At 71.2% G+C, this 26303-nt stretch carries 26 protein-coding genes; 15 read left to right on the top strand and 11 right to left on the bottom strand.

Annotated elements, in window-relative coordinates; genetic code table 11:
• Nucleotides 1-72 precede the first annotated feature (72 nt).
• Nucleotides 73-522 carry an SRPBCC family protein gene (locus tag LNW73_RS05720; protein ID WP_250989182.1) on the bottom strand — a complete coding sequence of 150 codons (450 nt, stop codon included), beginning with the start codon at nucleotides 520-522 and terminating at the stop codon, nucleotides 73-75.
• Nucleotides 523-624: 102 nt separating this feature from the next.
• Between LNW73_RS05720 and LNW73_RS05725 the strand changes: the two genes are divergently transcribed.
• Complete coding sequence (locus tag LNW73_RS05725) at nucleotides 625-1659, top strand: Rv2578c family radical SAM protein (protein WP_250989183.1); 1035 nt, start codon at nucleotides 625-627, stop codon at nucleotides 1657-1659.
• A 10-nt stretch (nucleotides 1660-1669) separates the two neighbouring features.
• On the top strand, nucleotides 1670-2221 hold the full coding sequence (locus LNW73_RS05730; protein ID WP_250989184.1) for a GNAT family N-acetyltransferase: 552 nt from the start codon (nucleotides 1670-1672) through the stop codon (nucleotides 2219-2221).
• Here the strand turns inward: LNW73_RS05730 and LNW73_RS05735 are convergent.
• Nucleotides 2164-2712: a HEAT repeat domain-containing protein gene (locus tag LNW73_RS05735; RefSeq protein ID WP_250989185.1), complete on the bottom strand. Its 549-nt coding sequence runs from the start codon at nucleotides 2710-2712 to the stop codon at nucleotides 2164-2166. The two genes, LNW73_RS05730 and LNW73_RS05735, sit on opposite strands and share 58 nt — an antisense overlap.
• A gap of 355 nt (nucleotides 2713-3067) precedes the next feature.
• Here LNW73_RS05735 and LNW73_RS05740 point away from each other — a divergent pair, with 355 nt between their 5' ends.
• The 9 genes from LNW73_RS05740 to LNW73_RS05780 all read left to right on the top strand — a co-directional run bounded on the left by LNW73_RS05740 (nucleotide 3068) and on the right by LNW73_RS05780 (nucleotide 13774).
• Nucleotides 3068-4882, top strand: a complete 1815-nt coding sequence (locus tag LNW73_RS05740; RefSeq protein WP_250989186.1) for a 3-hydroxyacyl-CoA dehydrogenase family protein — start codon at nucleotides 3068-3070, stop codon at nucleotides 4880-4882.
• A gap of 79 nt (nucleotides 4883-4961) precedes the next feature.
• A complete protein-coding gene (locus tag LNW73_RS05745; RefSeq protein ID WP_374118041.1) occupies nucleotides 4962-5792 on the top strand; it encodes a TetR family transcriptional regulator in 831 nt (276 codons plus the stop codon).
• Between the two features lie 399 nt (nucleotides 5793-6191).
• Entirely contained in the window at nucleotides 6192-7547 is a 1356-nt protein-coding gene (gene ccrA, locus LNW73_RS05750; protein WP_250989188.1) for a crotonyl-CoA carboxylase/reductase, read from the top strand.
• On the top strand, nucleotides 7547-9544 hold the full coding sequence (locus tag LNW73_RS05755) for a protein meaA (protein WP_250989189.1): 1998 nt from the start codon (nucleotides 7547-7549) through the stop codon (nucleotides 9542-9544). Before ccrA ends, LNW73_RS05755 begins: the two co-directional genes overlap by 1 nt.
• A gap of 2 nt (nucleotides 9545-9546) precedes the next feature.
• Entirely contained in the window at nucleotides 9547-10053 is a 507-nt protein-coding gene (locus LNW73_RS05760; protein WP_138355605.1) for a MaoC family dehydratase, read from the top strand.
• A 1-nt stretch (nucleotide 10054) separates the two neighbouring features.
• The gene (locus LNW73_RS05765; protein ID WP_250978396.1) at nucleotides 10055-11275 is read left to right on the top strand and encodes an acyl-CoA dehydrogenase family protein; all 1221 of its coding nucleotides are present in this window, start codon (nucleotides 10055-10057) and stop codon (nucleotides 11273-11275) included.
• Nucleotides 11276-11445: 170 nt separating this feature from the next.
• Nucleotides 11446-12093, top strand: a complete 648-nt coding sequence (locus tag LNW73_RS05770) for a phosphatidylserine decarboxylase (protein WP_250978395.1) — start codon at nucleotides 11446-11448, stop codon at nucleotides 12091-12093.
• Nucleotides 12080-12922 carry a CDP-diacylglycerol--serine O-phosphatidyltransferase gene (pssA, locus tag LNW73_RS05775; protein WP_138355547.1) on the top strand — a complete coding sequence of 281 codons (843 nt, stop codon included), beginning with the start codon at nucleotides 12080-12082 and terminating at the stop codon, nucleotides 12920-12922. The genes LNW73_RS05770 and pssA overlap by 14 nt, the downstream gene beginning before the upstream one ends.
• A gap of 108 nt (nucleotides 12923-13030) precedes the next feature.
• Nucleotides 13031-13774: a hypothetical protein gene (locus LNW73_RS05780; protein ID WP_250989190.1), complete on the top strand. Its 744-nt coding sequence runs from the start codon at nucleotides 13031-13033 to the stop codon at nucleotides 13772-13774.
• A 58-nt stretch (nucleotides 13775-13832) separates the two neighbouring features.
• Here LNW73_RS05780 and LNW73_RS05785 read toward each other — a convergent pair whose 3' ends face one another.
• Entirely contained in the window at nucleotides 13833-14957 is a 1125-nt protein-coding gene (locus LNW73_RS05785) for a glycerate kinase (protein WP_138355548.1), read from the bottom strand.
• A 247-nt stretch (nucleotides 14958-15204) separates the two neighbouring features.
• Between LNW73_RS05785 and LNW73_RS05790 the strand changes: the two genes are divergently transcribed.
• Nucleotides 15205-15747, top strand: a complete 543-nt coding sequence (locus LNW73_RS05790; protein WP_250989191.1) for a GNAT family N-acetyltransferase — start codon at nucleotides 15205-15207, stop codon at nucleotides 15745-15747.
• A gap of 9 nt (nucleotides 15748-15756) precedes the next feature.
• Nucleotides 15757-16305 (top strand): NUDIX domain-containing protein, encoded by a 549-nt coding sequence (locus LNW73_RS05795; RefSeq protein WP_250978390.1) that lies wholly within the window; start codon nucleotides 15757-15759, stop codon nucleotides 16303-16305.
• Here the strand turns inward: LNW73_RS05795 and LNW73_RS05800 are convergent.
• The 3 genes from LNW73_RS05800 to LNW73_RS05810 are packed head-to-tail and all read right to left on the bottom strand — an operon-like array spanning nucleotide 16287 to nucleotide 19103.
• The gene (locus LNW73_RS05800; protein WP_250989192.1) at nucleotides 16287-18122 is read right to left on the bottom strand and encodes a gamma-glutamyltransferase family protein; all 1836 of its coding nucleotides are present in this window, start codon (nucleotides 18120-18122) and stop codon (nucleotides 16287-16289) included. The two genes, LNW73_RS05795 and LNW73_RS05800, sit on opposite strands and share 19 nt — an antisense overlap.
• Nucleotides 18123-18129: 7 nt before the next feature.
• Nucleotides 18130-18627, bottom strand: a complete 498-nt coding sequence (locus LNW73_RS05805) for an NUDIX hydrolase (protein WP_250989193.1) — start codon at nucleotides 18625-18627, stop codon at nucleotides 18130-18132.
• Nucleotides 18628-18635: 8 nt separating this feature from the next.
• The gene (locus tag LNW73_RS05810; RefSeq protein WP_250989194.1) at nucleotides 18636-19103 is read right to left on the bottom strand and encodes an SCP2 sterol-binding domain-containing protein; all 468 of its coding nucleotides are present in this window, start codon (nucleotides 19101-19103) and stop codon (nucleotides 18636-18638) included.
• Nucleotides 19104-19236: 133 nt separating this feature from the next.
• Between LNW73_RS05810 and LNW73_RS05815 the strand changes: the two genes are divergently transcribed.
• Entirely contained in the window at nucleotides 19237-20019 is a 783-nt protein-coding gene (locus LNW73_RS05815; RefSeq protein WP_250992816.1) for a DUF4037 domain-containing protein, read from the top strand.
• A gap of 60 nt (nucleotides 20020-20079) precedes the next feature.
• On the opposite strand, the gene LNW73_RS05820 is transcribed toward LNW73_RS05815, so the two are convergent.
• Nucleotides 20080-20679, bottom strand: a complete 600-nt coding sequence (locus tag LNW73_RS05820) for a TIGR03086 family metal-binding protein (RefSeq protein ID WP_250989195.1) — start codon at nucleotides 20677-20679, stop codon at nucleotides 20080-20082.
• 95 nt (nucleotides 20680-20774) lie between these two features.
• Between LNW73_RS05820 and LNW73_RS05825 the strand changes: the two genes are divergently transcribed.
• Nucleotides 20775-21515: a Sir2 family NAD-dependent protein deacetylase gene (locus tag LNW73_RS05825; protein WP_250989196.1), complete on the top strand. Its 741-nt coding sequence runs from the start codon at nucleotides 20775-20777 to the stop codon at nucleotides 21513-21515.
• Here LNW73_RS05825 and LNW73_RS05830 read toward each other — a convergent pair.
• The 4 genes from LNW73_RS05830 to LNW73_RS05845 are packed head-to-tail and all read right to left on the bottom strand — an operon-like array spanning nucleotide 21487 to nucleotide 26294.
• Nucleotides 21487-22914: a phytoene desaturase family protein gene (locus LNW73_RS05830; protein WP_250989197.1), complete on the bottom strand. Its 1428-nt coding sequence runs from the start codon at nucleotides 22912-22914 to the stop codon at nucleotides 21487-21489. The two genes, LNW73_RS05825 and LNW73_RS05830, sit on opposite strands and share 29 nt — an antisense overlap.
• Nucleotides 22914-23732, bottom strand: a complete 819-nt coding sequence (locus LNW73_RS05835) for an inositol monophosphatase family protein (RefSeq protein WP_250989198.1) — start codon at nucleotides 23730-23732, stop codon at nucleotides 22914-22916. The genes LNW73_RS05830 and LNW73_RS05835 overlap by 1 nt, the downstream gene beginning before the upstream one ends.
• Before the next feature lie 12 nt (nucleotides 23733-23744).
• Nucleotides 23745-25265 carry an NCS1 family nucleobase:cation symporter-1 gene (locus LNW73_RS05840; RefSeq protein WP_250989199.1) on the bottom strand — a complete coding sequence of 507 codons (1521 nt, stop codon included), beginning with the start codon at nucleotides 25263-25265 and terminating at the stop codon, nucleotides 23745-23747.
• A gap of 18 nt (nucleotides 25266-25283) precedes the next feature.
• Nucleotides 25284-26294, bottom strand: a complete 1011-nt coding sequence (locus tag LNW73_RS05845; protein ID WP_250978381.1) for a TIGR03842 family LLM class F420-dependent oxidoreductase — start codon at nucleotides 26292-26294, stop codon at nucleotides 25284-25286.
• Between the last annotated feature and the right edge of the window lie 9 nt (nucleotides 26295-26303).

Below are 26303 nucleotides of genomic sequence, written 5' to 3' on the forward strand. Positions count from 1 at the left end.
CTCCGAAGCGATGCAGAACCACCCGTATCAGTGAACGATCGAACCCGGACGGGGGCTCCATCGCAGCGACGACTACGCCGCCGTTTCGACCTCGGCGGCCAGCTTCGCGAGCACCTCGTCGTAGATGCGCCCGAGTCCCTTGGGCGCGAACGTCCGCTCGAAGAAGCCGCCGATGCCGCCGGCGCCGTCCCACGTGGTGGTGGAGACGACCTTGGCCTGCCCGGCACCGGCCGGGGTCACCGTCCACGTGGTGACCATGGACGAGTTGCGGTCGGCCTCGACCAGCTGCCCGGTGGTCGGCGCGGTGACGTCGAAGAGGCAGTCGCGGATCCGCTTGCTGGTCGCCTGCAGCTTCCAGTGCACCAGCGTGCCGGCGCCGCTGCCGCCCTCGCGGACCTCGTACTCGCTGAACTGCTCGGGGAGCAGGGTCTTCCTGGTGCCCGCGTAGTCCGCGAGAGCGTCGTACACCCGCTCCGGTTCCGCTTCGATGACCCGCTGGGTGGTGGCCTCGACCTGCGCCATTTCTTCTCCTCCGGTCCGTGCCCGCATGTGCCGGGCAAGCCAACCACACGCGCAAACCGAATATGTGTTCTATTCTATGGAGGAGCTACTGAGGAGGGCGTCATGCGCTGGGACAACCTGGGCCGCGACGAGGCCGCCACCGCCACCACGTCCGCACTGTTCGGGACGGACGTGGTCACCCGGACCTTCGACACCCCCGAATTCCGCGGCATCACCTTCCACGAGGTACGGGCCCGGTCGATCGTGAACCGCGTGCCGGGCGCCTCGCAGATGCCGTTCGACTGGACGGTCAACCCGTACCGGGGATGCAGCCACGCCTGCGTCTACTGTTTCGCCCGCAAGACGCACAGCTATCTGGACCTCGACACCGGGCTCGACTTCGACTCGCAGATCATCGTCAAGGTGAACGCGCCCGAGCTGCTGCGCAAGGAGCTCGCCGGGCCGCGCTGGCAGGGCCAGCACATCGCCATGGGCACCAATGTGGACTGCTACCAGCGCGCCGAGGGCCGCTACCAGCTCATGCCCGGCATCATCGGCGCGCTGCGCGACCACGCCAATCCGTTCTCGATCCTCACCAAGGGCTCGCTGATCCTGCGCGATCTGGACCTGCTGCGGCAGGCGGCCCGGGTCACCGAGGTCTCCACGGCGGTCTCCGTCGGCTTCCTCGACCGCGAGCTGTGGCGCACCGTCGAGCCCGGTACGCCGTCCCCCGGCAAGCGGCTGGAGGTCTGCCGGACGCTGAACGACAACGGCATCCGCTGCGGCGTGCTGATGGCGCCCGTCCTGCCGTACCTCAGCGACTCCCCCGAGCAGCTGCGCGACACCGTCCGCGCCATCGCGCGGTCCGGGGCCACCTCCGTCACCCCGCTCGTGCTGCATCTGCGGCCGGGCGCCCGCGAGTGGTACCTGGCCTGGCTCTCCGTGCACCATCCGCGGCTGCTCAGCCGCTACAAGTCGCTCTACGCGGAGGGTTCGTACGCCCCCACCTGGTACCAGCGGCGCATCACCCGCCAGGTCCACGAGTTCGCCACGGAGTTCGGCATCGGCCCGAACCGTTCCGGCGCCCTGCGGGCCGTCCCGCCGCCCGCCGCCGCCCCGGTGCAGGCCGCGGGACCGACCCAGTTGTCGCTGCTCTAATCTCCTGCCCATGACCGACGTTCGAGTGATGACCGGCGACGACATCGACGCCGTTTCCGCGATCCGGGTGCACGGCTGGCAGAGCGCGTACGTCGGCATCGTGCCGCAGGACTACCTCGACACGATGTCGGCGCCGGAGGACGCGGCCCGGCGCCGCGAGTGGTTCGCCCACGACACCGGCCGGGTGGAGAACCTCGTGTCGGCCGACGGGACCGAGGTCACCGGCTGGGCCGCCCACGGCCCGTACCGGGGCGACGACGCCGAGGCGGGCGACGGCGAGCTGTACGCGATCTACGTCCGCCCGGACCGGATCGGCACCGGCACGGGCCGGGCGCTCATCGGCGCGGTGCTGGCCCGGGCGGCGGACCGCGGCTTCCCGCGGCTGCGGCTCTGGGTGCTGGCCGACAACGCGCGCGCCCGCCGCTTCTACGAGAAGGCCGGCTTCGTGGCCGACGGCGCCGAACAGCAGGAGGACTACGACGACGTGTTCCTGCGCGAGGTGCGCTACGTGCGCGGTGCCTCGTCGGAAGCGACCTGCGTGTCGGACGCGTCCGCCTCGTAGCCGCCGATCCGTTCGAGGGCCGCGACGGCGGCCGGGCGCAGTCGCGGATGCGCGCACGCGGCCCGCAGTACGGTCGCCGCCCGGGGGTCGCCGAGCTCGCCGAGCCCCTCCACGCAGGCGGGGACGGCGTCCCAGCCGAGGGTCCGCTCGGCCAGCAGCCGGTCCAGGGTCTCGATGAGCGCGGGGACGGATTCCGGCGCCCTCAGTTGGACGAGCAGCCGGATCGGCGGTACGGCGTAGGCGACCCGGAGCGGATTGGTCGCGAGCGCGGCGGCGGCCCGTGCGGTGCGCGGGTCCCCCAGAAGGGCCAGTGCGCGGGCCGCGTTCTCGGCCCGTTCCGGCTCGCGGTAGTTGAGCAGGAGGGCGAGGGTTTCGAAGGCCCTCCGGTCGCCCGCGGCGGCCAGGGCCACGGCGGCGGCCTCCCTGGCTTCCAGGGGCTGTCCCGGTGCGGTGAGTACGCCGGCCAGTTCGTCGCGCGCTGCGGAATCCACCCGCTCAGCCTACGGCGCGCTCATCTGTACGCGGCACAGATCACATGGGCGGTGGTCTGGCGCGTAGGTTACCGGCCGGTTACCCTCGGACCAACGTGCACGGCAGCCTGGTGACGCAGCCGCCGCGCACAGCCCGGAACGCACCACCCGTACGCGGTCCTGGCACGCACCACCGCTCAGCAGCACGCAACACTTCACGTCGGTTCGGCACCATCGCGGCGCGGCCCCGGGACAGGGCCCGCCCCTCACCCTCATGCGGGCATCCACCCCTTCTCCGTGGCCCGCGACTCCACCAACTCCTCAGCCGCGCGCGCCTCCCGGCAGCCGCGGTCTCCTCAGCATCTGGAGTTTCGCGATGGACCGTCCGTCCAGCAGCAGTCCCCTGCCCTCCCTCGCCCTGCCCACCGTCGCCGTCATCGGCCTCGGCACCATGGGCGCCGGAATCGCCGAGGTCATGGCCCGCGCCGGCCATGAGGTCATCGGCATCGACATCAGCGACACCGCCGCCCGCACGGCTGTGACGGCACTGGACCAGTCCACGGCGCGTGCCGTCGAGCGCGGCCGGCTCACCGAGGCCGAGCGCGCCGACACCCTCGCGCGGTTCCGCACCTTCCCCGACCTGCAGGCGGCCGCCGAGGCCGACCTGGTCATCGAGGTCGTGAACGAGCAGTTCGAGGCCAAGCAGGCGGTCTTCGAGGCGCTCGACGTGATCGTGAAGCCGGACGCCATCATCGCGACGGGCACCAACGCCCTGTCGGTGACCCGGCTGGCCTCGCACACCTCGCGCCCGGACCGCGTCCTCGGGCTGCACTTCTTCGCCCCGGCGCCCGCCATGAAGCTGGTCGAGGTGGTCTCCACCGTCCTGACCTCGCCGGAGGCGACCGCCTCGGTGACCGCGCTGGTGCGCGCGCTCGGCAAGGAGCCGGTCCCGGTCGGCGACCGGCCCGGCTTCATCGCGGACGGCCTGCTGTTCGGCTATCTCAACCAGGCCGCGGCGATGTACGAGTCGAAGTACGCGACCCGCGAGGACATCGACGCGGCGATGCGACTCGGCTGCGGCCTGCCGATGGGCCCGCTGGCGCTGCTCGACCTGATCGGCATCGACACCGCGCAGACCGTCCTGGAGGCGATGTACGAGGCGTCCCACGACCGGCTGCACGCGCCCGCCCCGATCCTCGGCCAGCTGGCCGCCGCCGGGCTGTCGGGCCGCAAGTCGGGCCGCGGTTTCTACACCTACGAGGCTCCCGGCAGCGAGACCGTCGTCACCGACGCCTCGACCCCGGGCACCGCCGGGTCCTCCGGTGTCGCGGGCCGCGACGTCCGCAGTGTGGGCGTCGCCGGATCCGGCACCATGGCGACCGGTATCGCCGAGGTCTTCGCGAAGGCCGGCTACGACGTCGTGCTGGCCGCCCGCTCGCAGGAGAAGGCCGACCAGGCCGTCGCCAAGCTGGCCAAGTCGCTGGACCGCTCGGTCGCCAAGGGGCGGCTGACGCAGGAGCAGCGCGACGCGGCCGTCGCCCGGGTGACGCCGGCCGGCTCGTACGACGCCTTCGGCGACGTCGATCTGGCCGTCGAGGCGGTCGCCGAGGCGGTCGCCGTCAAGCAGGCGCTCTTCGCCGCGCTGGACGAGGTGTGCAAGCCCGGTGCGGTGCTGGCCACCACGACGTCCTCGCTGCCCGTCATCGCCATCGCCCGCGCCACCGCGCGCCCGCGGGACGTGATCGGGATGCACTTCTTCAACCCGGCGCCCGCGATGAAGCTCGTCGAGGTGGTCCGTACCGTCCTGACCTCGGACGATGTGCACGCCACCGTCCGCGAGGTGTGCACGAAGGTGCGCAAGCACGCCGTGGACTGCGGGGACCGGGCCGGCTTCATCGTCAACGCGCTGCTGTTCCCGTACCTGAACAACGCCGTGAAGATGGTCCAGGAGAACTACGCGACGGTGGCGGACATCGACACCGCCATGAAGCTCGGCGGCGGGTACCCGATGGGCCCGTTCGAGCTGCTGGACGTCGTCGGCCTGGACGTGTCCCTGGCGATCGAGCAGGTGCTGCACAAGGAGTTCCGCGACCCGGGCCTGGCGCCCTCGCCGCTGCTGGAGCACCTGGTGTCGGCGGGGTGCCTGGGCCGCAAGACGGGCCGCGGCTTCCGCGAGTATGCCCGGCGCTGATCATGAGGGCGGCTGGGGTGGTCTGCTCGGCCCGCGAGGGCCGTCCCGGCCGCCCCGTACGTCCCGCGCGGGCCCGGCCATGGAGTACGTTCCACGTATGGCCCAGCCCCTCAAGTCCGCGACGAAGACCACCGCAGAAGGCCCCGCGCCGGCGACGGCGAACGGCCGCCGTGCCGCCGCCCAGCGCCACCGGGTGCGGCAGGACCTCGCCGCGTCCGCGATGCACCTGTTCGCGTCCCGGGGGTACGAGGCCACGACCGTCGACGACATCGCGGCGGCGGCCGGGGTGGCCCGCAGGACGTTCTTCCGGCACTTCCGGTCCAAGGAAGAGGCGATCTTCCCCGACCACGACGACACCCTGGTGCGGGTCCAGGCCGTCCTGGACTCCGCCGAACCCCATGAGCACCCACTGGACACCGTGTGCCGCGGCATCACCGAGGTGCTGCGGATGTACGCGGAGTCCCCCGAGGTCTCCGTGGAGCGGTACCGGCTGACCCGTGAGGTACCGACGCTGCGGGAGCGCGAGATCGCTTCGGTGGCCCGCTACGAGCGGCTCTTCACCCGTTATCTGCTGGGCCACTTCGACGAGTCGGCGCACCATGACGGCGACGACGACCCGCTGCTGGCCGAGGTCGCCGCGTCGGCCGTGGTGGCGGCGCACAACCATGTGCTGCGGCGCTGGCTGCGGGCCGGCGGCAAGGGCGACGTGGAGGCGCAGCTGGATCACGCCTTCGACGTGATCAAGGTGACCTTCGGCACCGGCATAGGGGTCGGGCGGCCGGCGGGGCCCGCTCCGGCGCCCGCCGCGGCGGTCTCGCAGACCGGCGAGGTCGTGGTCACGGTGGCGCGTACGGACGCCTCGCCCGCCGAGGTGATGCGGATCATCGAACGGGCGCTGCGGGGCGACTGACCGCCCGCGGAGCCCCCTCAGAGGTATGGAACAGCGGCCGTCCGGGCGATCCGGGCGGCCGCTGTTGCTCGTTTGTGGCGACGGGATGACACTTGAGAGAAATTGTTGGCACGCAGTGTCTTTACGAGTGGCACCCCGTGCCATAACGTAAGCCGTGTCCGGGCGGCCGGCGTGTGGTGATCCCACGCACGCCGTCTGTCCCCAAAGGCCCGGACGCCTGCGTCACAGGCACCCCCGGATCCCGTCCGGGGGAACCACCGCGCCACCGCGCGCACCGGTTCCACCCGTGCGACCGTCACGGGAGCAGCACCCCCGCCGAACCGACGGCACCAGTCACCCGTCAGCCCTCGCCGACGTTCCCTCAAACGTTTCTACGTCGCGCTTCGCCGGAGGCACCCCGTGAAGGAAATTCTGGACGCGATTCTCGCGTCGGACAGCTCGGACAACTCGGACCGTTCGGCCGCCGACTTCGCGGCCCTGCCGCTGCCGGAGTCGTACCGCGGCATCACCGTCCACAAGGACGAGGCCGAGATGTTCACCGGCCTCGACAGCCGTGACAAGGACCCGCGCAAGTCGCTGCACCTGGACGACGTGCCGGTCCCCGAACTCGGTCCCGGCGAGGCTCTCGTCGCGGTGATGGCCAGTTCGGTGAACTACAACTCCGTGTGGACCTCGATCTTCGAGCCGGTCTCCACGTTCAGCTTCCTGGAGCGGTACGGGAAGCTGTCGCCGCTGACCAAGCGGCATGACCTGCCCTACCACGTGATCGGCTCCGACCTCGCGGGCGTCGTGCTGCGCACCGGCCCCGGCGTCAACGCCTGGCGGCCCGGCGACAAGGTCGTGGCGCACTGTCTGTCCGTGGAGCTGGAGTCCTCCGACGGCCACAACGACACGATGCTCGACCCCGAGCAGCGGATCTGGGGCTTCGAGACCAACTTCGGCGGTCTCGCCGAGATCGCGCTGGTGAAGTCCAACCAGCTGATGCCCAAGCCCGCGCACCTCAGCTGGGAGGAGGCCGCCGCTCCCGGCCTGGTCAACTCCACCGCCTACCGCCAGCTGGTGTCCCGCAACGGCGCCGGTATGAAGCAGGGCGACAACGTCCTGATCTGGGGCGCGTCCGGCGGCCTCGGCTCCTACGCCACCCAGTTCGCGCTGGCCGGCGGCGCCAACCCGATCTGCGTGGTCTCCAGCGACAAGAAGGCCGACATCTGCCGGGCGATGGGCGCCGAGGCGATCATCGACCGCAACGCCGAGGACTACAAGTTCTGGAGGGACGAGCACACCCAGGACCCGCGCGAGTGGAAGCGGCTGGGCAAGCGGATCCGCGAACTGACCGGCGGCGAGGACGTCGACATCGTCTTCGAGCACCCCGGCCGTGAGACCTTCGGCGCGAGCGTGTACGTCACCCGCAAGGGCGGCACCATCGTCACCTGCGCCTCGACCTCGGGCTACACCCACGAGTACGACAACCGGTACCTGTGGATGTCGCTCAAGAAGATCGTCGGCTCGCACTTCGCGAACTACCGCGAGGCATGGGAGGCCAACCGGCTGGTCGCCAAGGGCAAGATCCACCCGACCCTGTCCAAGACGTACACCCTGGAGGAGACCGGCCAGGCCGCCTACGACGTGCACCGCAACCTCCACCAGGGCAAGGTCGGCGTCCTGGCGCTCGCCCCGGGCGAAGGCCTCGGCGTCACCGACCACGAAATGCGCGCGAAGCACCTCCCGGCGATCAACCGCTTCCGGAACATCTGATGCCGCGACGCGAAAAGGACCGTCCGTGGCTCATGCGGACGTACGCCGGTCACTCCACCGCCGAGGCGTCCAACGAGTTGTACAAGAACAACCTCGCGAAGGGGCAGACCGGCCTGTCCGTCGCGTTCGACCTGCCGACCCAGACCGGCTACGACCCCGACCACATCCTCGCCCGCGGCGAGGTCGGCCGGGTCGGCGTCCCGGTCTCGCACATCGGTGACATGCGGCGGCTCTTCCAGGACATCCCCCTGGAGGGGATGAACACCTCGATGACCATCAACGCCACCGCCATGTGGCTGCTGGCGATGTATCAGGTGGTCGCCGAGGAGCAGGGCGCGGACATCACCAAGCTCCAGGGGACGACGCAGAACGACATCGTCAAGGAGTACCTGTCGCGCGGGACGCACGTCTTCCCGCCCGGCCCCTCGCTGCGGCTGACCACCGACATGATCACGTACACGGTCAACAACATCCCCAAGTGGAACCCGATCAACATCTGCAGCTACCACCTGCAGGAGGCCGGGGCCACGCCGGTCCAGGAGATCGCCTTCGCGATGTCCACCGCGATCGCCGTCCTGGACGCGGTGTTCGCCTCCGGGCAGATCCCGGAGGACCGCCGCGGCGAGGTGGTCGCCCGGATCTCCTTCTTCGTGAACGCGGGTGTCCGCTTCATCGAGGAGATGTGCAAGATGCGGGCCTTCGGCCGCCTCTGGGACACCGTCACCCGGGAGCGGTACGGGATCGAGGACGCCAAGCAGCGCCGTTTCCGCTACGGCGTGCAGGTCAACTCGCTGGGGCTGACCGAGGCCCAGCCGGAGAACAACGTCCAGCGCATCGTCCTGGAGATGCTGGCCGTCACCCTCTCCAAGGACGCCCGCGCCCGCGCCGTGCAGCTGCCCGCCTGGAACGAGGCGCTGGGCCTGCCCCGGCCCTGGGACCAGCAGTGGAGCCTGCGCATCCAGCAGGTGCTGGCCCATGAGAGCGACCTGCTGGAGTACGAGGACATCTTCGAGGGCAGCCATGTCATCGAGGCCAAGGTCACCGAGCTCATGGACCTGGTGACGGCCGAGATGGAGCGCATCGAGAAGATGGGCGGCGCCATGGCCGCCGTCGAGTCCGGCTATCTGAAGTCGGCGCTGGTCTCCTCGCACGCCGAGCGCCGCGCCCGCATCGAGTCGGGCGAGGAGAAGATCGTCGGCGTCAACTCGTACCAGGGCACCGAGCCCAGCCCGCTCACCGCCGACCTCGACACCGCCATCATGACCGTCGACCCGGCCAACGAGGCCCGTGTCGTGAGCGCGCTGCACACCTGGCGGGACAACCGCGACGAGCAGCGCGCCCAGGAGTCGGTGGCGGCGCTGAAGGCCGCGGCGGCGGGCAGCGAGAACCTGATGGCCCCCACGCTGGCCTGTGTACGCGCCGGTGTCACGACCGGCGAGTGGTCCTGGGCGCTGCGGGACGTCTTCGGCGAATTCCGCGCCCCCACGGGCGTCAGCAGCGCCCCGGTGGCGGTCACCGCCGAGGCGGGCACCCCGCTGGCCGAGGTCCGCCGCAAGGTCGCCGCGACCGCCGCCGAACTCGGCAGCGGCAAGCTCCGGCTGCTGGTCGGCAAGCCGGGTCTCGACGGGCACTCCAACGGCGCCGAGCAGATCGCCGTACGGGCCCGTGACGCGGGCTTCGAGGTGGTCTACCAGGGCATCCGGCTCACCCCCGAGCAGATCGTGTCCGCGGCCGTGGCCGAGGATGTGCACTGCGTGGGTCTGTCGATCCTGTCCGGTTCGCACGCGGCCCTCGTGCCGGACGTGCTGGACCGGCTGCGCAGGGCCGGGGTGGACGACGTACCCGTGATCGCCGGCGGGATCATCCCGCCGGCGGACGCGGCGGCGCTGCGGGCCGCCGGGGTGGCGGCGGTGTTCACCCCGAAGGACTTCGGTATCACTGAGATCATCGGGCGGATCGTGGACGAGATCCGGCTCGCGAACAAGTTGGAGGTATGACGGTGCAGTTCGGTCGCACTTACGAAGAGTTCGAGGTCGGTGCTGTCTACAAGCACTGGCCCGGAAAGACGGTCACCGAGTACGACGACCATCTCTTCTGCCTCCTCACGATGAACCACCACCCGCTCCACATGGACGCGAACTACGCCGAGAACACCACCGACTTCGGCAAGAACGTCGTGGTGGGGAACTACATCTACTCCCTGCTGCTGGGCATGTCCGTGCCGGACGTGTCGGGCAAGGCGATCGCCAACCTGGAGGTCGAGTCGCTCAAGCACGTGGCGCCGACGTTCCACGGCGACACCATCTACGGGCAGACCACCGTCCTGGACAAGTGGCCGTCCAAGTCGAAGGACGACCGCGGCATCGTCCACGTCGAGACCAAGGGCTACAAGCAGGACGGCACCATGGTGTGCGTCTTCCGCCGCAAGGTCATGGTTCCCACGGCCACGTACATCAAGGAACGCGGCGGCGAGCAGCCCGGCCGCCCCGAGCTGCAGGAGAAGTGACATGACGCGTCTTGCGCACACCGACGGGCTGACCGACATCCAGCGGGAGATCCTCTCCACCGTCCGCAGCTTCGTGGACAAGGAGATCCTGCCGGTCGCGACGGAGCTGGAACACCGCGACGAGTACCCCACCGAAATCGTTGAGGGCCTCAAGGAACTTGGCATCTTCGGGCTGATGATTCCCGAGGAGTACGGGGGTCTTGGTGAGTCTCTTCTCACATACGCCCTCACGGTCGAGGAGATTGCCCGGGGATGGATGAGTGTTTCCGGAATTATCAACACTCACTTCATCGTCGCCTACATGCTCAAGCAGCACGGAACGCAGGAGCAGAAGGAGTACTTCCTGCCCCGGATGGCGGCCGGTGAGGTGCGTGGCGCGTTCTCGATGTCGGAGCCCGGCATGGGTTCCGATGTGTCCGCGATCCGCACCAAGGGCGTCAGGGACGGCGACGACTACGTCATCAACGGCCAGAAGATGTGGCTGACGAACGGCGGTTCGTCCAACCTGGTGGCCGTGCTCTGCAAGACCGACGAGGGCCTGTCCCCGGAGGAAGCGGCGGCCAAGCCGCACAAGTCGATGACGACCTTCCTCATCGAGAAGGAGCCGGGCTTCGGTCCGAATCCGTCGGTGCCGGGCCTCACGGTCCCCGGCAAAATCGAGAAGATGGGCTACAAGGGCGTCGACACGACGGAAATGATCCTGGAGGACGTCCGGATCCCGTCGAACCGCGTTCTTGGAGGTCAGAGCGGTCGCGGCTTCTATCAGATGATGGACGGCGTCGAGGTCGGGCGGGTCAATGTGGCGGCGCGCGGCTGCGGAGTCGCACAGCGCGCGTTCGAGCTCGGGATCTCCTACGCGCAACAGCGCCACACCTTCGGCAAGCCGATCATCGAGCACCAGGCGATCTCCTTCAAGCTCGCCGAGATGGCGACCAAGGTCGAGGCCGCGCACGCGATGATGGTCAACGCGGCCCGCAAGAAGGACTCGGGCCACCGCAACGACCTCGAGGCCGGCATGGCGAAGTACCTGGCCTCGGAGTACTGCAAGGAGGTCGTGGAGGACGCCTTCCGCATCCACGGCGGGTACGGCTTCTCCAAGGAGTACGAGATCGAGCGGCTCTACCGGGAGGCCCCGATGCTCCTCATCGGTGAAGGAACCGCTGAGATCCAGAAAATGATCATTGGCCGCAGGCTTCTTGAGGAGTATCGTATCCAGGGTTAAATGTCCTGATATAAGCGATATATCCGAGGTGAAGGTCACACCCAGTCATCGCTTACCGGCCATCGACTCGCCCTCGCGCTTGCCGAGTTGTGGGTGGCAACCGATACCATCTTGGTAAAGCCGCCGTCCCCAGAACCATCTTGCGGCACCCTCCGCTACGAAGGTCTTCCATGCCCCACAGCCATTCCTCTGCACCTCGCGGCCGGGTCCGCCTCGCGCGCGGAGCGTCGCCGTGGCTCCTCCCGACCGTCGCCGCCGCGGCGGTCAGCCTTACCCGCGCCCGCCGCTCCGGGCGCTGGGCGACCGTGGCCGTACCCACCACCGCCCTGGCGGCGGGCATGCTGTGGTTCTTCCGTGACCCTGAGCGGGAGATCGCTCAGGGCCGGGTGATCTCACCGGCCGACGGCGTGGTGCAGAGCATCATGCCGTGGAAGGACGGGCGCACCCGCGTCGCGATCTTCATGAGCCCACTGAACGTCCATGTGAACCGCGCACCGCTCGCGGGCACCGTCACCTCCGTGGAGCACATCCCCGGCGGATTCGTTCCGGCGTTCAACAAGGAGAGCGAGAACAACGAACGCGTTGTCTGGCACTTCGACACCGAACTCGGCGACATCGAGATGGTGCAGATCGCCGGCGCAGTGGCCCGCCGCATCGTTCCTTACGTGCCTTCGGGCAGCAAGGTCGAGCAGGGCGAGCGCATCGGTCTGATCCGCTTCGGCTCCCGCGTCGACATCTACCTCCCGGAGGGCGTCCTGCCCGATGTCGAGGTCGGCCAGACCACCATGGCTGGGGTGACTCGTCTTGACCGTGATTGATCCCGACACACAGGCCCCCTGGGTGACCGAGCTGGAGGAAGAGGTCGACGACCTCCCACTCTCCACCCGGCTCTCCATCGCGGACACCCTCACTCTCGGTAACGCCATCTGCGGATTCATGGCCGTGTACTTCACGACCACCGGAGTGCTGGTGCCGCACCTCATGGGCACCGCCGACGGCGGCATGGCGCGGCACAACGCCGCGACTGCCGTGACCCTGATGCTGATGGCGTCCGTCTTCGACCTCCTGGACGGGCTGGTGGCGCGCAAGCTCCGCAGCTCGGCGATGGGAGCGGAGCTCGACAACCTGTCGGACCTGATCAGCTTCGGACTCGCGCCAGCGTATTTCGTGGTGGTGTGGGGGCTGGTCGCGGACGATGCGCACGGCCGGGTCTCGGCGGTGGCCGCCGTCGTGGTCCTGCTCGCCGTGGTCCTCAGGCTCGCGCGCTTCTCCTGCACCACGGTGCGGGACGGGGTCTTCCAGGGCATGCCGAGCCCCTTCGGCGCGATGACGGTCGTCTCCGTCGTCCTGCTGGAGCTGCCGTTCATCCCGACGCTGCTGGCGATCGTGGGTGTGGCGTGGCTGATGATGAGCCGCGTCGAGTACCCCAAGCCGCGTGGCCGGCTCGCGCTGATCACACTGGCCTGGATCTTCATCAGCATGGGCTGCCTGGCGGCCTGGACGCTGGACGTACCGGGCGGGCACCTGCTGCTCCAGACCGGTGCGGCACTCCAGATCGTCGCCGCGGCGGTCATCCCGCTCTTCGCGACGACGCGACGGGTGAACACGTTCCGTAACAACCGCCGTGAGGCGCGCGCCGAGCAGTGACGGCGCCGCCGCCGAGTGCGCGGTACAGCGAAGAAGGGCCCCGGGCGATCCGCCCGGGGCCCTTCGCGTTCCTCGCCCATGGCGTGGACACCCGACGACGGAGGATTCATGGACATCCGGGAAGTGGTCACCGGCTTCCGCGACGCGGCGCCAATGGCGGGCCTGGACGACGCTTGGCTGTGGGCTCCCGCGCCGACTCTGCACTTCGCCGGGGCGCTCTCCGCGGACGGCAAGCGGCTGCTGCAGCTGAACGCACGCGATTCGTTCGACCAGGACCTCGCCGTCGCGACCCTGGCCTTCGCCCGCGCCCACGAGGAGGAGCTCGTCGCGCGCAATCCCCGCTTCGGCGCTCTGGACGGATTCGCGGCGCCCGGCGGATTCCGCTTCGACTCGGTCGTGTTCATTGCTCCCGAGGTGCACGAGTTCTACGGCTACGACCGGCCCGAGCTCACGCCATTCGTCCGGCTCGCCTATCCGGCCTATGCCTCGGAGTTCGCGGGCGACGAGACCCTGGTCGAGGCGCTCACCCGGTTCTCGGTGATGCGGCTGAACGACTTCGGCCGCGATCCGCTGCCGTTCCTCAAGATGCGCTTCGCCAACACCAGGACGCTGGGCCGCAGCACGAACAAAGGCCGCGGCTTCACCGATCCGCGCAACCTCGAGTCGGAACTGCGGGCGCTGGACGGCTCTGCGGGCAGCTTCGTCGAGTTCGAGAACCGGCACCGCCATGTCTGGCGCGTCGAATGGCACGACAGGTACTACGTGGCGGTGTGGGACACCCAGGACGGCGAGCCCCGGGAGATCGCCCTCGACGAACTGCTCGCCTTCGCGGCGGCCCGGTTGGTCGACTGAGGCACGGCATGGATACGGGCGGGCCGGAGAATCTCCGGCCCGCCCGTGTCGCGTTGCGCTACGGCGCCAGGAAGTCCCGGGCCAGTGCCTGGGCGACGCGCTCCAGGAGGGGGCCGGCCTGGGCCATGCAGACGGCCGGGTCCGGCTCGATGTCGGTCAGGGCGTAGGCGCGGCGGATGCCGGCCCCGCCGAGAGCGCCGGGGGCCAGGGCGAGCCGGCCGCAGACGGCGACGACGTCGATGTTGCGGGCGCGGGCGGCCTGTGCGACGCCGACCGGGGCCTTGCCGTGCAGGGTCTGCTCGTCGAGCGAGCCCTCACCGGTGATCACCAGGTCGGCGCGGTCCAGCGCCTCGGCGAAGCCGAGAACGTCGAGCATGACGTCGATACCGGGCCGGAAGGCCGCGTCGAGCCCGACGAGCGCTCCGTAGCCGATACCGCCCGCGGCACCGGCTCCCGGCGCCTCCGCGGCATTCGCCGCGGCGGAGCCACGGGCCTCGGTGAGCACCTCGACGAACCGTCCGAGGGCGGCGTCCAGAGTGGCCACGTCCTGCTCGGTGGCGCCCTTCTGCGGGCCGTAGACGGCCGCGGCGCCCTTCGGGCCGAGCAGCGGGTTGTCGACGTCGCTGGCGAGCACCACCTCGGTGTCGGCCAGCCGCGGGTCGAGCCCGGAGAGGTCCGCGGTGGCGAGGGCGGCCAGCGCCCCGCCGCCGGGACCGACCGGCGCTCCGTCCGCGTCGAGCAGGCGGGCCCCGAGCGCGACGAGCATGCCGGCCCCGCCGTCGTTGGTGGCGCTGCCGCCGACGCCGAGCACGATGGTGCGCGCACCGTCGTCCAGCGCGGCGCGCAGCAGCTCACCGGTGCCGTGGGTGGTGGCCGTGAGCGGCGCGAAGACGCCCTCCGGCAGGTGCCGCAGGCCGGAGGCCTCGGCCATCTCGACCACGGCGGTGGTGTCACGTACGGCGTACGTGGCGGTCACGGGCTCGCCCAGCGGCCCGGTCACCTGGAGCTCACGTCGCTCGAAGCCGGCCGCGACCGCCGCGTCGACGGTGCCGTCACCGCCGTCGGCGACCGGCAGCGACTCGACCGTCAGCCCCGGCACCACGTGCAGCAGGCCGGCCGTGACGTGCTCGGCGACTTGCACCGCGGTCAGCGAACCCTTGAACTTGTCGGCGGCGATCAGCACGCGCCCCGTTGTGTGTCTTGCAGCGTCGGACACGTTTACTCCCCATCCGATACGGAACATCGCGCCGCTCGGACCATATCCCGCCATCGGCCGCCTGCCCATGGCCGGTCCAGCGCGCCACCCCCGCAAACCGGAAGATTCACGACCATAGCGGGATGTCCTGAGCGGTGCCGGCGAGGCACGGACCGCGGCACCGGCGGCGGAAATTCCGTTGCGCGGGCCCGGCGCGGTGCGCCACAGTGCGCCGGTGCTGATCCGACGGGAACGAGCCACCGACATCGACGCGATCCGCGAGGTCATCGCCGCCGCGTTCACCAAGCCCGGCCAGGCCGCGGGCAGCGGCACCGTCGAGGCGCTGCTGGTCGACCGGCTGCGGGCGGACGACGCGTGGCTCCCCGAGCTGTCGCTGGTGGCGACGGACGGGGAAGGGCGGGTGACCGGGCATGTGCTGGCCACCCGCGGCCATGTCGGGGAGACGCCCGTGCTCGCGATCGGCCCGCTGGCGGTGGCCCCCGGCCACCAGCGGTCCGGCGTCGGCAAGGCCCTGATGCACACCGCCCTCGGCGCCTGCGACGCGCTGGGCGCGCCGCTGGTGATCCTGCTCGGCGATCCCCGCTACTACGAACGGTTCGGTTTCCGGCTCGCCGAGGAGTACGGGATCACCCCCGCGGTGCCCGAGTGGCGGCCGTACTTCCAGGTCCGGACGCTGTCCGGCTACGATCCGGCCGATCCGGCACTGCGTGGCGCGTTCGCGTATGCCGCGCCTTTCGACGACGTCCGAGCCGCGTAAGTTGGGTCCGTGACCCAGGACTACGCCTCATACATCGCCGGTCTGCCGAAGATCCTCGCCGGAGCGGCGGTGCTGTTCCGTGACGGGGCAGGCCGTGTGCTGCTCGTGGATCCCAACTACCGCGAGGGCGAGAAGAAGTGGATTCTGCCCGGCGGGACGATCGAGTCGGGGCAGGACGAATCGCCCCGGCAGGGTGCGCGCCGTGAGGCCGCCGAGGAGATCGGCCTGGACATCGCCCCCGGCGCGCTCATCGCGATCGACTGGGTGACCAGCCCCAGCCGACCGCCGCTGGCGGTGTACCTGTACGACGGCGGGGTGCTCGACGGCACCCAGCTCGGCGCGATCCAGCTGCAGAAGGAGGAGCTGGACGCCTGGAACCTGGTCCCCCTCGACCAGGTCGGCACCTTCGTCCAGCCCGGTATGGAACGCCGGATCCGCGCCGGGTTCACCGCGCTGATGGCCGGCACGGGACCCGCGGAGCTGGAGAACGGCCACCGGGTCGGCCCGGCGCCCGCGGTGGATCACACCGGCAGGACCGGTCAGCGGCCGACCGCGTAGCCCTGCATGCCGCGCGGGTTGGCGCCCGCGGACAGCACGCCCGTCGCCGGGTCGCGGGCGACCGCGCAGAGCCGGCCCTCCGACCAGGGGCCGCCGACCGTCACCTGGTGGCCGCGGCGCCGCAGCTCGCCGATCGCCCGCTCGCCGAGCCGGGACTCGACGGTGACGCTGCCGGGCCGCATGGCACGTGGATGGAACGAGCCGGGGAAGCCGTCGGTGTGCCAGCCGGGCGCGTCGATCGCCTCCTGCAGTCCGAGCCCGCCCAGCGCGACGGCCAGGAAGAAGTGCAGTGACCACTGGTCCTGCTGGTCGCCGCCGGGAGTGCCGAACGCCAGGACGGGTTCACCGTCGCGCAGCGCCATCGACGGCGACAGCGTGGTGCGTGGGCGGCGGCCGGGCGTGAGGGAGTTGGGCAGCCCCTCCTCCAGCCAGGTCATCTGCAGCCTTGTGCCGAGCGGGAAGCCGAGTTCCGGGATCAGCGGGCTGGACTGCAGCCAGCCGCCGCTCGGGGTGGCGGCCACCATGTTGCCCCAGCGGTCGACGACATCGACATGGCAGGTGTCGCCGCGGGTGCGGCCGTCGGCGGCGACGGTGGTGGTCGGTTCGGAGGTGGGCGCGGCGGCTGATCCCGGGGCGGGTTCGCCCGACGCCACGGTCGGTTCACCCGTGCCCGGTGCCCGCGGCGTGCTGTCGACGGTGAAGCGCGGCAGCCGGGGCGCGCGTCCGTCCGGGCTGCCGGGGCGCAGCTCGTAGGACGCGTCGGTGCCGATCAGGGCCCGGCGCCCGGCGTTGTACGCGGGTGACAGCAGCGCGCCGACCGGGACCTCCGCGGCGTCGCCGTACCAGGCCTCTCGGTCGGCCATCGCGAGCTTGGCGCCTTCGACGAGGGTGTGGACGTAGCCGGGCTCCTCGTAGCCGAAGCCGTCGGGCAGCAGGGCGAGCTGCTGGGCGAAGACCGGGCCCTGGCTCCACGGCCCCGGCTTGCAGACCGTCCAGCCGAACCGGTCGTACGTCAGCGGGGGTTCGTAGCGGGCCTCGTAGCCGGTCAGGTCGTCCCCGGTGAGCGTCGAGGCGTGCCGTTCGCCGGAGGTGTCCATCGCGGGGCGGGCCGCGGCGGCGGCCAGCGCCTCGCCGATGAAGCCCGAGCGCCAGATCCGCCGGGCGGCCTCGATCCGCTCCTCCCGCCCGCTGCCCGCCGCCCGCGAATCCACCTGCGCGTCGGCCTCGCGCAGCAGGCGCCGCCAGGTGGCGGCGAGGGCGGGGTTCCGCAGCAGGGCGCCGGGCCGCGGCGCCCGGCCGGCCGGCAGATAGAGCGCGGCGGAAGCGGTCCACTCGGTCGCGAAGAGGGTGCGCACCGCCTCCACGGTCGCGCCGATCGCCGCGACCGCCGGATGCCCGTGTTCGGCGTAGCCGATGGCGTACTTCAGGACCTCGGCGGGGGACTTCGTGCCGTGGTCGCGCAACAGCACCATCCACGCGTCGAACGCGCCGGGCACGGCTGCGGCCAGCGGTCCGGTGCCGGGCACCAGGTCCAGGCCGAGGCTCCGGTAGTGCCCGACGGACGCTCCGGCGGGGGCGGGCCCCTGCCCGCACAGCACCCGCACCGGCCCGCCGGCCGGGGCGAGCAGGATCGGCACCTCGCCCGCGGGCCCGTTCAGATGCGGTTCGACGACGTGCAGGACGAAGCCGGCGGCCACCGCGGCGTCGAACGCGTTGCCCCCGTCCTCCAGCACGGCCATCGCCGACTGCGACGCCAGCCAGTGCGTCGAGGAGACCATGCCGAAGGTGCCCTGGAGGGTGGGCCGGGTGGTGAACACCGGGCGCCTACCCGGCTCGGGTGCCGGTGCCGGCGACGAACCCGAGCTCGACGGGACGCTCCGGCGGGCCCTCGTCGCGCAGCCGGGCGAGCAGCTCCGGCAACTGCGGGGGCCACAGCGCCTCCGTGGTCGCCGCGAGCTCCTCCGGGGTCCACCAGCGCCATTCCAGGATCCCGTCCTCCTGGTGAACCCCGCTCACATCACCTGTCGGCGGCCTGCGCGGGCCGTTGCCGAGGAAGATGTGCTCGAACTGCCGGACCGGCACACCGGCCCGGGTGAAGTCGTGCTCCCAGGTGCACAGCACAGCGCCGGGTTCGACATCCGACCAGCCGGTTTCCTCCAGCACCTCCCGCAGCGCCCCCTGCACGGGGGTCTCCCCCGGGTCGAGGCCGCCACCGGGCATGAGCCAGTGGACGCCGACTTCCTCGTTGTCCGACCGGAGCAGGAAAATCGCTCCGGCCGGGTCGAGCACCGCGACTCTCGCCGCCTGCCGGGGTATCCGCATCTACACCCTCACGCCTTCGGTATGTCGAAGAAGTACGTCAGTCCGCCGGCGAGGCGGATGTCGCCCTGGATCTTGAGCTTACGGGTGAAGAACAGCGCCGGGCCAGAGGCGTTGCCCGAGACGAGCTTGAGGAATTCCGGGGCGGCCATGGTGAGGGTGAGCTGCGGATCGCGGCCGCTGTCCTGCCGGGAGACCGTGCAGGCGCCGTCGGCGATATGCGTCTCGTAGACGTCGCGGGCGTCGTCGCCGTTGGTGATCCGCCACCGGATGAGCGCATCACGCTTCCCCGCGACGTCCGGCTTGAAGAGGGTCTCCATCCGGTTGAACACCTCGTCGAGCACGCGCTCGCGCTGCGGCCCGCTCATCAGCTCGGCGATCCGCCGGACGGGCAGCTCCTTGACGATGCGGGCGAATTCCTTCGGCTCGACCGTACCGAAGTCGAGCGTGTCGAGGTCGAGATCGCCGATGTCGGCCATGCCGGGCACCACCCTTACTCCAGAGTAAGTTTACTGGTGGGTAAGCCTAGAGCCGCCACGTCTAGGCTGGCAACGTGTCCCACGATTCCTCCCTCACCCCTCCCCCGGCGCTGAGAGCCCTGCCGTGCACGCGATGGCCGAGCGGCTGGCCGGTCTCCCGGGCATCGCGGGTGTGCTGCTCGGCGGCAGCCGGGCCCGCGGCACCCACCGCCCGGACTCCGACTGGGACCTCGGCCTGTACTACCGGGGTGAGCCCGACACCGCGGCGCTGGCGGCCCTCGCGGCGGAGTTCACCGGTGGACCCGTCGAGGTCGCGGGCCCCGGCGGCTGGGGACCCTGGGTGAACGGCGGCGCCTGGCTGACGGTCGACGGGCTGCCGGTCGACTGGATCCTGCGCGACCTCGACCGCGTCGAGCGCGTCTGGGACGACTGCCGCGCCGGCCGCTACGAGGTCGGCACACAGCCCGGCCACCCGCTCGGCTTCTGGTCCCCCGCCTATCCGGGCGAGGTCGCGCTGGGCCGCGTACTCGCCGATCGGGACGGGGAGTTGACGGCCCTGCGGGAGCAGACCCGGCACTATCCCGAACCGTTGCGCGCGGCGCTCGTCGCCGCCGCCTGGGAAGGTGAGTTCTCGGTGGCCGCCGCCCGCAAGTCCGCCCGCGCGGGCGACACACTGCATGTCGCGCTCTGTCTGTCCCGGGCGGTCGGCGTCCTCACCCAGTCCCTCCACGCGCACCACCGCACCTGGTGCCTCAACGAGAAGGGCGCGCTGGCGGCCGCCGCGGCGCTCCCCGGGACGCCCCCGGACTTCCGTGCCCGCGCCGAGGACGTTCTGACCCGGCTCGACGATCCGGCGGCCGCCGTCGAAGCGGCGGCCGCACTCGTCGCCGACATCCGCGACCTGCTCGACTCCTAGCAGCGGAACGGGCCGTGGGGCCGGAACGGCGTCAGGCGTCCCGCGGCCGCTACGGGCAGGTCACGCGTCCCGCGGCCACTGCGGGGCGCGGCCCAGTATCGCGACGATCCGGTCGAGCGGATCGCCCGTACCGCCGTCGGCCACCGCGGGCCCGAACGCCGCGCCGGCGGTCAGCCGACTCTCCCCCGCCGGTACCGCAGCGGCCACCGGCAGCGCCGCCTCCAGCACCTCCGGGTCGAACTTCGCGTCGACGCCGAGCGCCCGCGCGACATCCCAGCCGTGCACCACCGTGTCCACGAAGTGGAATCCGATCGCCACCGGCGCCGGGAAGGCCCGCCCGTCACGGATCTCCGGAAGCCACCACCTCCGGTCCAGCACCCCCGATTCGCTGAAGGCCGCCGCCACATCGGCGGCCGACGCCGCGAACGCTCCGGCCGGGTCGTCCCCCACCGGCCGGTCGGCGAACACCGACCGGTCCTTCGTCTCGCCCCGCGCCGCCGCGGCGAAGCCGTGGTTCTGCCCCACCATGTGCTCCAGCAACTGCCGCAACGTCCAGTCCCCGCACGGCGTGGCCACATCCAGCCGGGTCGCGCCGATCCTTCCGGTGATCTCTTCCGCCGTCCGCAGCGCCTGCCGATGCAATACCCGAAGATCCGTCATACCCGAAACCGTAGCCGCCGGGTACGACAACGCGGTGGGTCCGAGGCGGCGGAAACCCGCTCGTCCGCACCCGTGTTGGGCCCTACGCTGCGGAGATGAGCAACCGCAAGCTCCTCGTGGCGATCCTGAGCGGGGCCGGCATCTCCACGGACTCGGGGATTCCGGACTACCGCGGCCCCAACGGCCTGTGGCGGCGCGACCCCGGTGCGGAGAAGCTCGTCACCTACGACACGTACATGGCCGACCCGGACATCCGCCGCCGCGCCTGGCTCATGCGGCGCGACAGCGAGACCTGGCACGCGCGCCCCAACGCCGCGCACCTCGCGGTGGCGGAGCTGGAGCGGTGCGGCGTCCCGGTCCGCGTCATCACCCAGAACGTCGACGGGCTGCACCAGTTGGCGGGGCTGCCGGCCCGCAAGGTGCTGGAGCTGCACGGCACGGCCCGCGCCGTCGTCTGCACGAAGTGCCATGCGCGCAGCGGCATGGACACCGCGCTGGAGCGGGTGGCGGCCGGCGAGGAGGACCCGCCGTGCCTGGTGTGCGGAGGGATCCTGAAGTCCGCGACGGTGATGTTCGGGCAGCGGCTCGACCCCGAGGTGCTGGCGCAGGCGATGGCCATCGCCAAGGCGTGCGACGTGTTCTTCTCCGTGGGCACGACGCTGCGGGTGCAGCCCGCCGCGTCACTGGCGGGCATCGCGGCCGAGCACGAGGCGCGGCTGGTGATCGTGAACGCCGAGCCCACGCCCTACGACGAGTTGGCCGCCGAGGTGGTGCGGGAACCGATCGGCACAGCGCTGCCCGCGCTGCTCAGCGCGCTCGCTTCGCCAGGGACCTGAGGACGGAGCGGGCCGCGTGGTGCCCGCTCATGCCGTGTACTCCGGGGCCCGGCGGGGTCGCGGAGGAGCACAGGAAGACGTTGGGTCGGGCGGTGGCGTAGGGGTTCCAGGCGATCTTCGGGCGCAGCACGGTCTGGAGCCCGGCGAAGGCGCCGCAGGCGATGTCACCGCCGACGTAGTTGACGTTGTGGGCGGCGAGTTCGGCCGGTCCCGCGACGGCGCGGGCCAGGACCAGGTCGCGGAAGCCGGGCGCGAAGCGCTCGATCTGCCGCTCGACGGCGTCGGTGGCATTGCCGTGCCAGCCGTGCGGGACGTGGCCGTAGGCCCAGAAGACGTGCTTGCCCCGCGGGGCGCGGGAGGGGTCGACGACCGTCGGCTGCGAGGTGATGAGGAAGGGGGTCTGCGGCGGCCGGCCGCTGACCGCCCGGTTGAGCGCGTCGCCGATCTCCGTGTACGTCGGGCCGATGTGGACCGTGCCGGCGCGGCGGGCGTCGGGCGCGTTCCAGGGGACGGGACCGTCCAGTGCGTAGTCGATCTTGAAGACGGACGGGCCGTAGCTGAAGTTGCGGTAGGCGTCGCCGAGGCCGGCGATGCGGGCCAGTGCGGTCGGGGAGGTGTCGAAGACGTAGGCCCGCGCGGGCGGCAGCTCGTCGAGCTTGCGCACCGTCACCCCGGTGTGGACGACGCCGCCCTGCTCGGTGAGGTACGAGGCGAGGGCGTCCGAGATCGCCTGCGAGCCGCCGCGCGCGATCGGCCAGCCGACGGCGTGTGCGGCGAGCGCGAACATCAGGGCGGTGGCGCCGGTGAGCGGTGCGGTGAGCGGGGTGATCGCGTGCGCGGCCAGACCGGCCAGCAGACCACGGGCCTTGGGGTCGCGGAAGCGCCGGGCCAGCAGGGCGACCGGCGGCAGCCCGGTCAGACCGAACCGCGCGAACCGGTAGGGGTCGATGGGCACCCCGCGCCACTGGGGCCGCAGCAGATCGGCGGCCATCGTGTTCCAGTGGCCGATGTACGGGGCCACCAGCCGCCGGTACCGGACGGCGTCATGGGCGCCGAACGACGCGGCGGTCTCCCCCACCGAACGCGACAGCAGCGCGGCCGTGCCGTCCGGGAAGGGGTGCGCCATCGGCAGTTCTGGATGCAGCCACTCCAGGCCGTGCGCGCGCAGCGGCAGCGCCTTGAACGCGGGCGAGCCGGCGCCCATGGGGTGCACCGCGGAGCACGGGTCGTGCCGGAAGCCCGGCAGCGTCAGCTCCTGGGTCCTGGCGCCGCCGCCGATCGTGTCGGCCGCCTCGTAGATCTGCACGGACAGGCCCGCGCGGGCCAGCTCGGCCGCGGCCGTCAGCCCGTTCGGCCCGGCCCCGACGACCACCACGTCCACTACTGCGGTCCGGCTCATCACACGCCCATCAGCTCGATGATCCGCCGCGCGGTCTCCGCGTCGCGGGCGATGGAGAACGGCAACGCGTTGCCACCGGGGATACGGAACGGCTCACCGGCCACCGTCAGGCTCGCGCCGCCGGCCTCGGTCACCAGGAGCAGCCCGGCGGCGTGGTCCCAGGGCAGTTCCCAGAAGAAGGCGACGCCGTCGACCCCGCCCCTGGCCAGCTCCAGGTACTCGATGCCGGCGCAGGTGCACGCGCGGGTCGCCGCGCCGGCCGCCTCCAGCCGGCCGAGCAGCACCCGCTCCTGGTCGGTGCGGAAGACCGGGTTCGACGTCGAGACCCGCAGGGTGCCGTCCGGTGCGGCGGCCGTGCGCATCCGCTGCCCGTTGAGATACGCGCCGGCGCCGCGCCGCGCGGTCGCCATCAGCCCCCGCTCGGGGACGTAGGTCCAGGACGCGAGCGGCTCGCCACCCTGCACGAGGGTGACGAGCGTCGCGTAACCGTCCTCGCCGCGTACGAAGTTGGCGGTGCCGTCGACCGGGTCGACGACCCACACCGGGTCGTCGCCATCCAGCCGCTTGAGGACGCCGGGGTCGGCGCTGACCGCTTCCTCGCCGACGACCACGGAGCCCGGCAGCAGCGCGGTCAGCTCCTCGGTGAGCCGTTCCTCCGCCCGGCGGTCGGCGGTGGTCACCAGGTCGTAGGGGCCGTTCTTCTCGATCACGTCCTCGGCCGCGAGCCGCCGCCAGCGTGGCGTGACCTCCTCGGCGACCACGGTCCGCACCACCCGCTCGACGGCGGCGAGCAGCTCCTCGTTGACCTCGTTGACCATGGCTCCATCAAATCAGACCGGGGCCGCGTCCTGTCGTACGGTTCGCCGGAGCAGGGGGTGCATGAGGGCCGTGTAGAGGACGAGCGCGGAGCCGAGGCCGACGGCCCAGCCGTAGTCCGCGAGCGGTTTGAGGAACGGGATCATGCCGTCGGCGGGGAAGGGGCCTTTGCCGGGCTCCGAGTGGGAGCCGCCGACCGCCAGCACCCCGCCGACGGCGAAGGCCGCGACCGCCCGCCAGTTCCAGCCTGCGGTGTACCAGTAGCGGCCGCCGGGAGTGTAGAGGTCCACCAGGTCCAGGACGGTGCGGCGGATGATCCAGTAGTCGGCGATGAGGATGCCGGCGACCGTTCCCAGCAGCCCGCCGACCACGCCCAGCCAGGTGAAGATGTAGAACTCGGGGGTCTCGATGAGCTTCCACGGGAAGATCACCACGCCCACCACTCCGGTGATCAGCGCCCCGGTGCGGAAGTCGATGTACTTCGGCGCGAGGTTGGACAGGTCGTAGGCCGGTGACACCACATTGGCCGCGATGTTCACACTGATGGTGGCGATGAGCACGGTGACCAGCGCGAAGACCAGGCCGAAGACGTTGTCGGTCTTGGCGGCCAGCTCGACCGGGTTCCAGATGGCCGCTCCGTAGACGGCCTGCGATCCGGAGGTGACCAGGACCGACAGCAGCGCGAAGAACGTCATCGTCGTGGGCAGGCCCAGCGACTGGCCCCAGATCTGGGCCCGCTGGCCGGCGCCGAAGCGGGTGAAGTCGGGGATGTTCAGCGACAGGGTGGACCAGAAGCCGATCATGCCCATCAGCGACGGGAAGAAGACCGGCCAGAAGTCGCTGCCCCAGCCGAGCTTCGAGGGCTGGTCGAGCAGCGGCCCCAGGCCGCCGGCCTTCACCGTGATCCAGATCAGCAGCACGACGGCGCCGACCAGGACGAACGGCGCGGCCCAGTTCTCGAAGCGCCGCAGGGTGTCCATGCCCCGGTAGATGATGGCCAGTTCGAGGACCCAGAAGACCACGAAGCACAGCCACATGGTCCACGGATAGCCGCCGATCTTCCCCACGTCCGCCCAGCCGCCGCCGAAGATCTTGCCGAGCAGGATGAATATGCCCTGCCCGCCGATCCAGGTCTGGATGCCGAACCAGGCACAGGCCACCGCGGCTCGCACCAGCGCCGGCAGGTTCGCCCCGCGCAGTCCGAACGAGGCCCTGGCCAGTACCGGGAACGGAATGCCGTACCGGGGTCCCGCGTGCCCGGTGAGCAGCATCGGGAAGAGCACGATCACGTTCGCCAGGGCGATCGTGAGAACCGCCTGCTTCCAGTCCATGCCGAGCGCGACGAGACCCGAGGCGAGCGTCCAGGACGGGATGTTGTGCGCCATCCCGATCCACAGCGCGGTGAAGTTGTACGTCGTCCACGTGCGGCGCGCGACCGGGACGGGCAGCAGGTCGTCGTTGGCGAACCGGGTGTCGGGCAGGGCCGCGCCGGCCGGCAGTTCGACGCGGTCACCCGGGCTTGCGGTTATGGGCATCGGCACCTCATCTCGGGGTCATCTCAGGGCGGGGATGATGTGCTCGCCGTAGGCGTCGATGGTCGACTCCTTGGCGTCGTGCATGTCGTACAGCGCGAACTGGTCGACGCCCAGCCCGCGGAGGTGTTCGAGCTTGGCGAGATGCGCCTCGACCGGGCCGAGCAGACAGAAGCGGTCGACGATCTCGTCGGGCACGAAGGCGGTGTCGGGGTTGCCCGAGCGGCCGTGGTGGGCGTAGTCGTACCCCTGGCGCTGCTTGATGTACGCGGTCAGCTCGTCGGGCACCAGGCCGGAGTGCTCGCCGTAGCGGGAGACCAGGTCGGCGACGTGGTTGCCGACCATGCCGCCGAACCAGCGGCACTGTTCGCGGGCGTGCGCGAGCTGTTCGTCGCTGCCGTCCGTGACGTAGGCGGGCGCGGCCACGCAGATGGTGATGGCGGACGGGTCGCGGCCGGCGGCCGACGCCGCTTCCCGCACGGCGTGGATCATCCACTCGGTGAGGAACGGGTCGGCCAGCTGCAGGATGAAGCCGTCGGCCTTCTCGCCGGCCAGGGCGAGCGCCTTGGGCCCGTAGGCGGCCATCCAGACGGGCAGCTTCCCGTTCTCCACCCACGGCAGCCGCATGGGCGTGCCGTCGACGGACGCCTCGCGGCCCTCGGCGAGGTCGCGGATGACGCCCATCGCCTCGCCGACGCGCGCGAGGGTGTTGGGCTTGCGCCCGGCGACCCGCATCGCCGAGTCGCCGCGCCCGATGCCGCACACCGTGCGGTTGCCGTACATGGAGTTGAGGGTGGCGAAGGTGGACGCGGTCACTTCCCAGGTGCGGGTGCCGGGGTTGGTGACCATCGGGCCGACGATCAGTGTGCGGGTGTGTTCGAGGATGCGGCTGTAGATGACGAAGGGCTCCTGCCAGAGCACGGCGGAGTCGAAGGTCCAGCCGTGCGTGAACCCGTTGCGCTCGGCGCGGCGCATGAGGCCGACGACACCGGAAGCGGGCGGATCCGTCTGCAGGACGAGGCCGAAGTCCATGGCGCTGCT

It is taken from the genome of Streptomyces sp. RKAG337 (assembly GCF_023701715.1).
GTDB lineage: Bacteria > Actinomycetota > Actinomycetes > Streptomycetales > Streptomycetaceae > Actinacidiphila.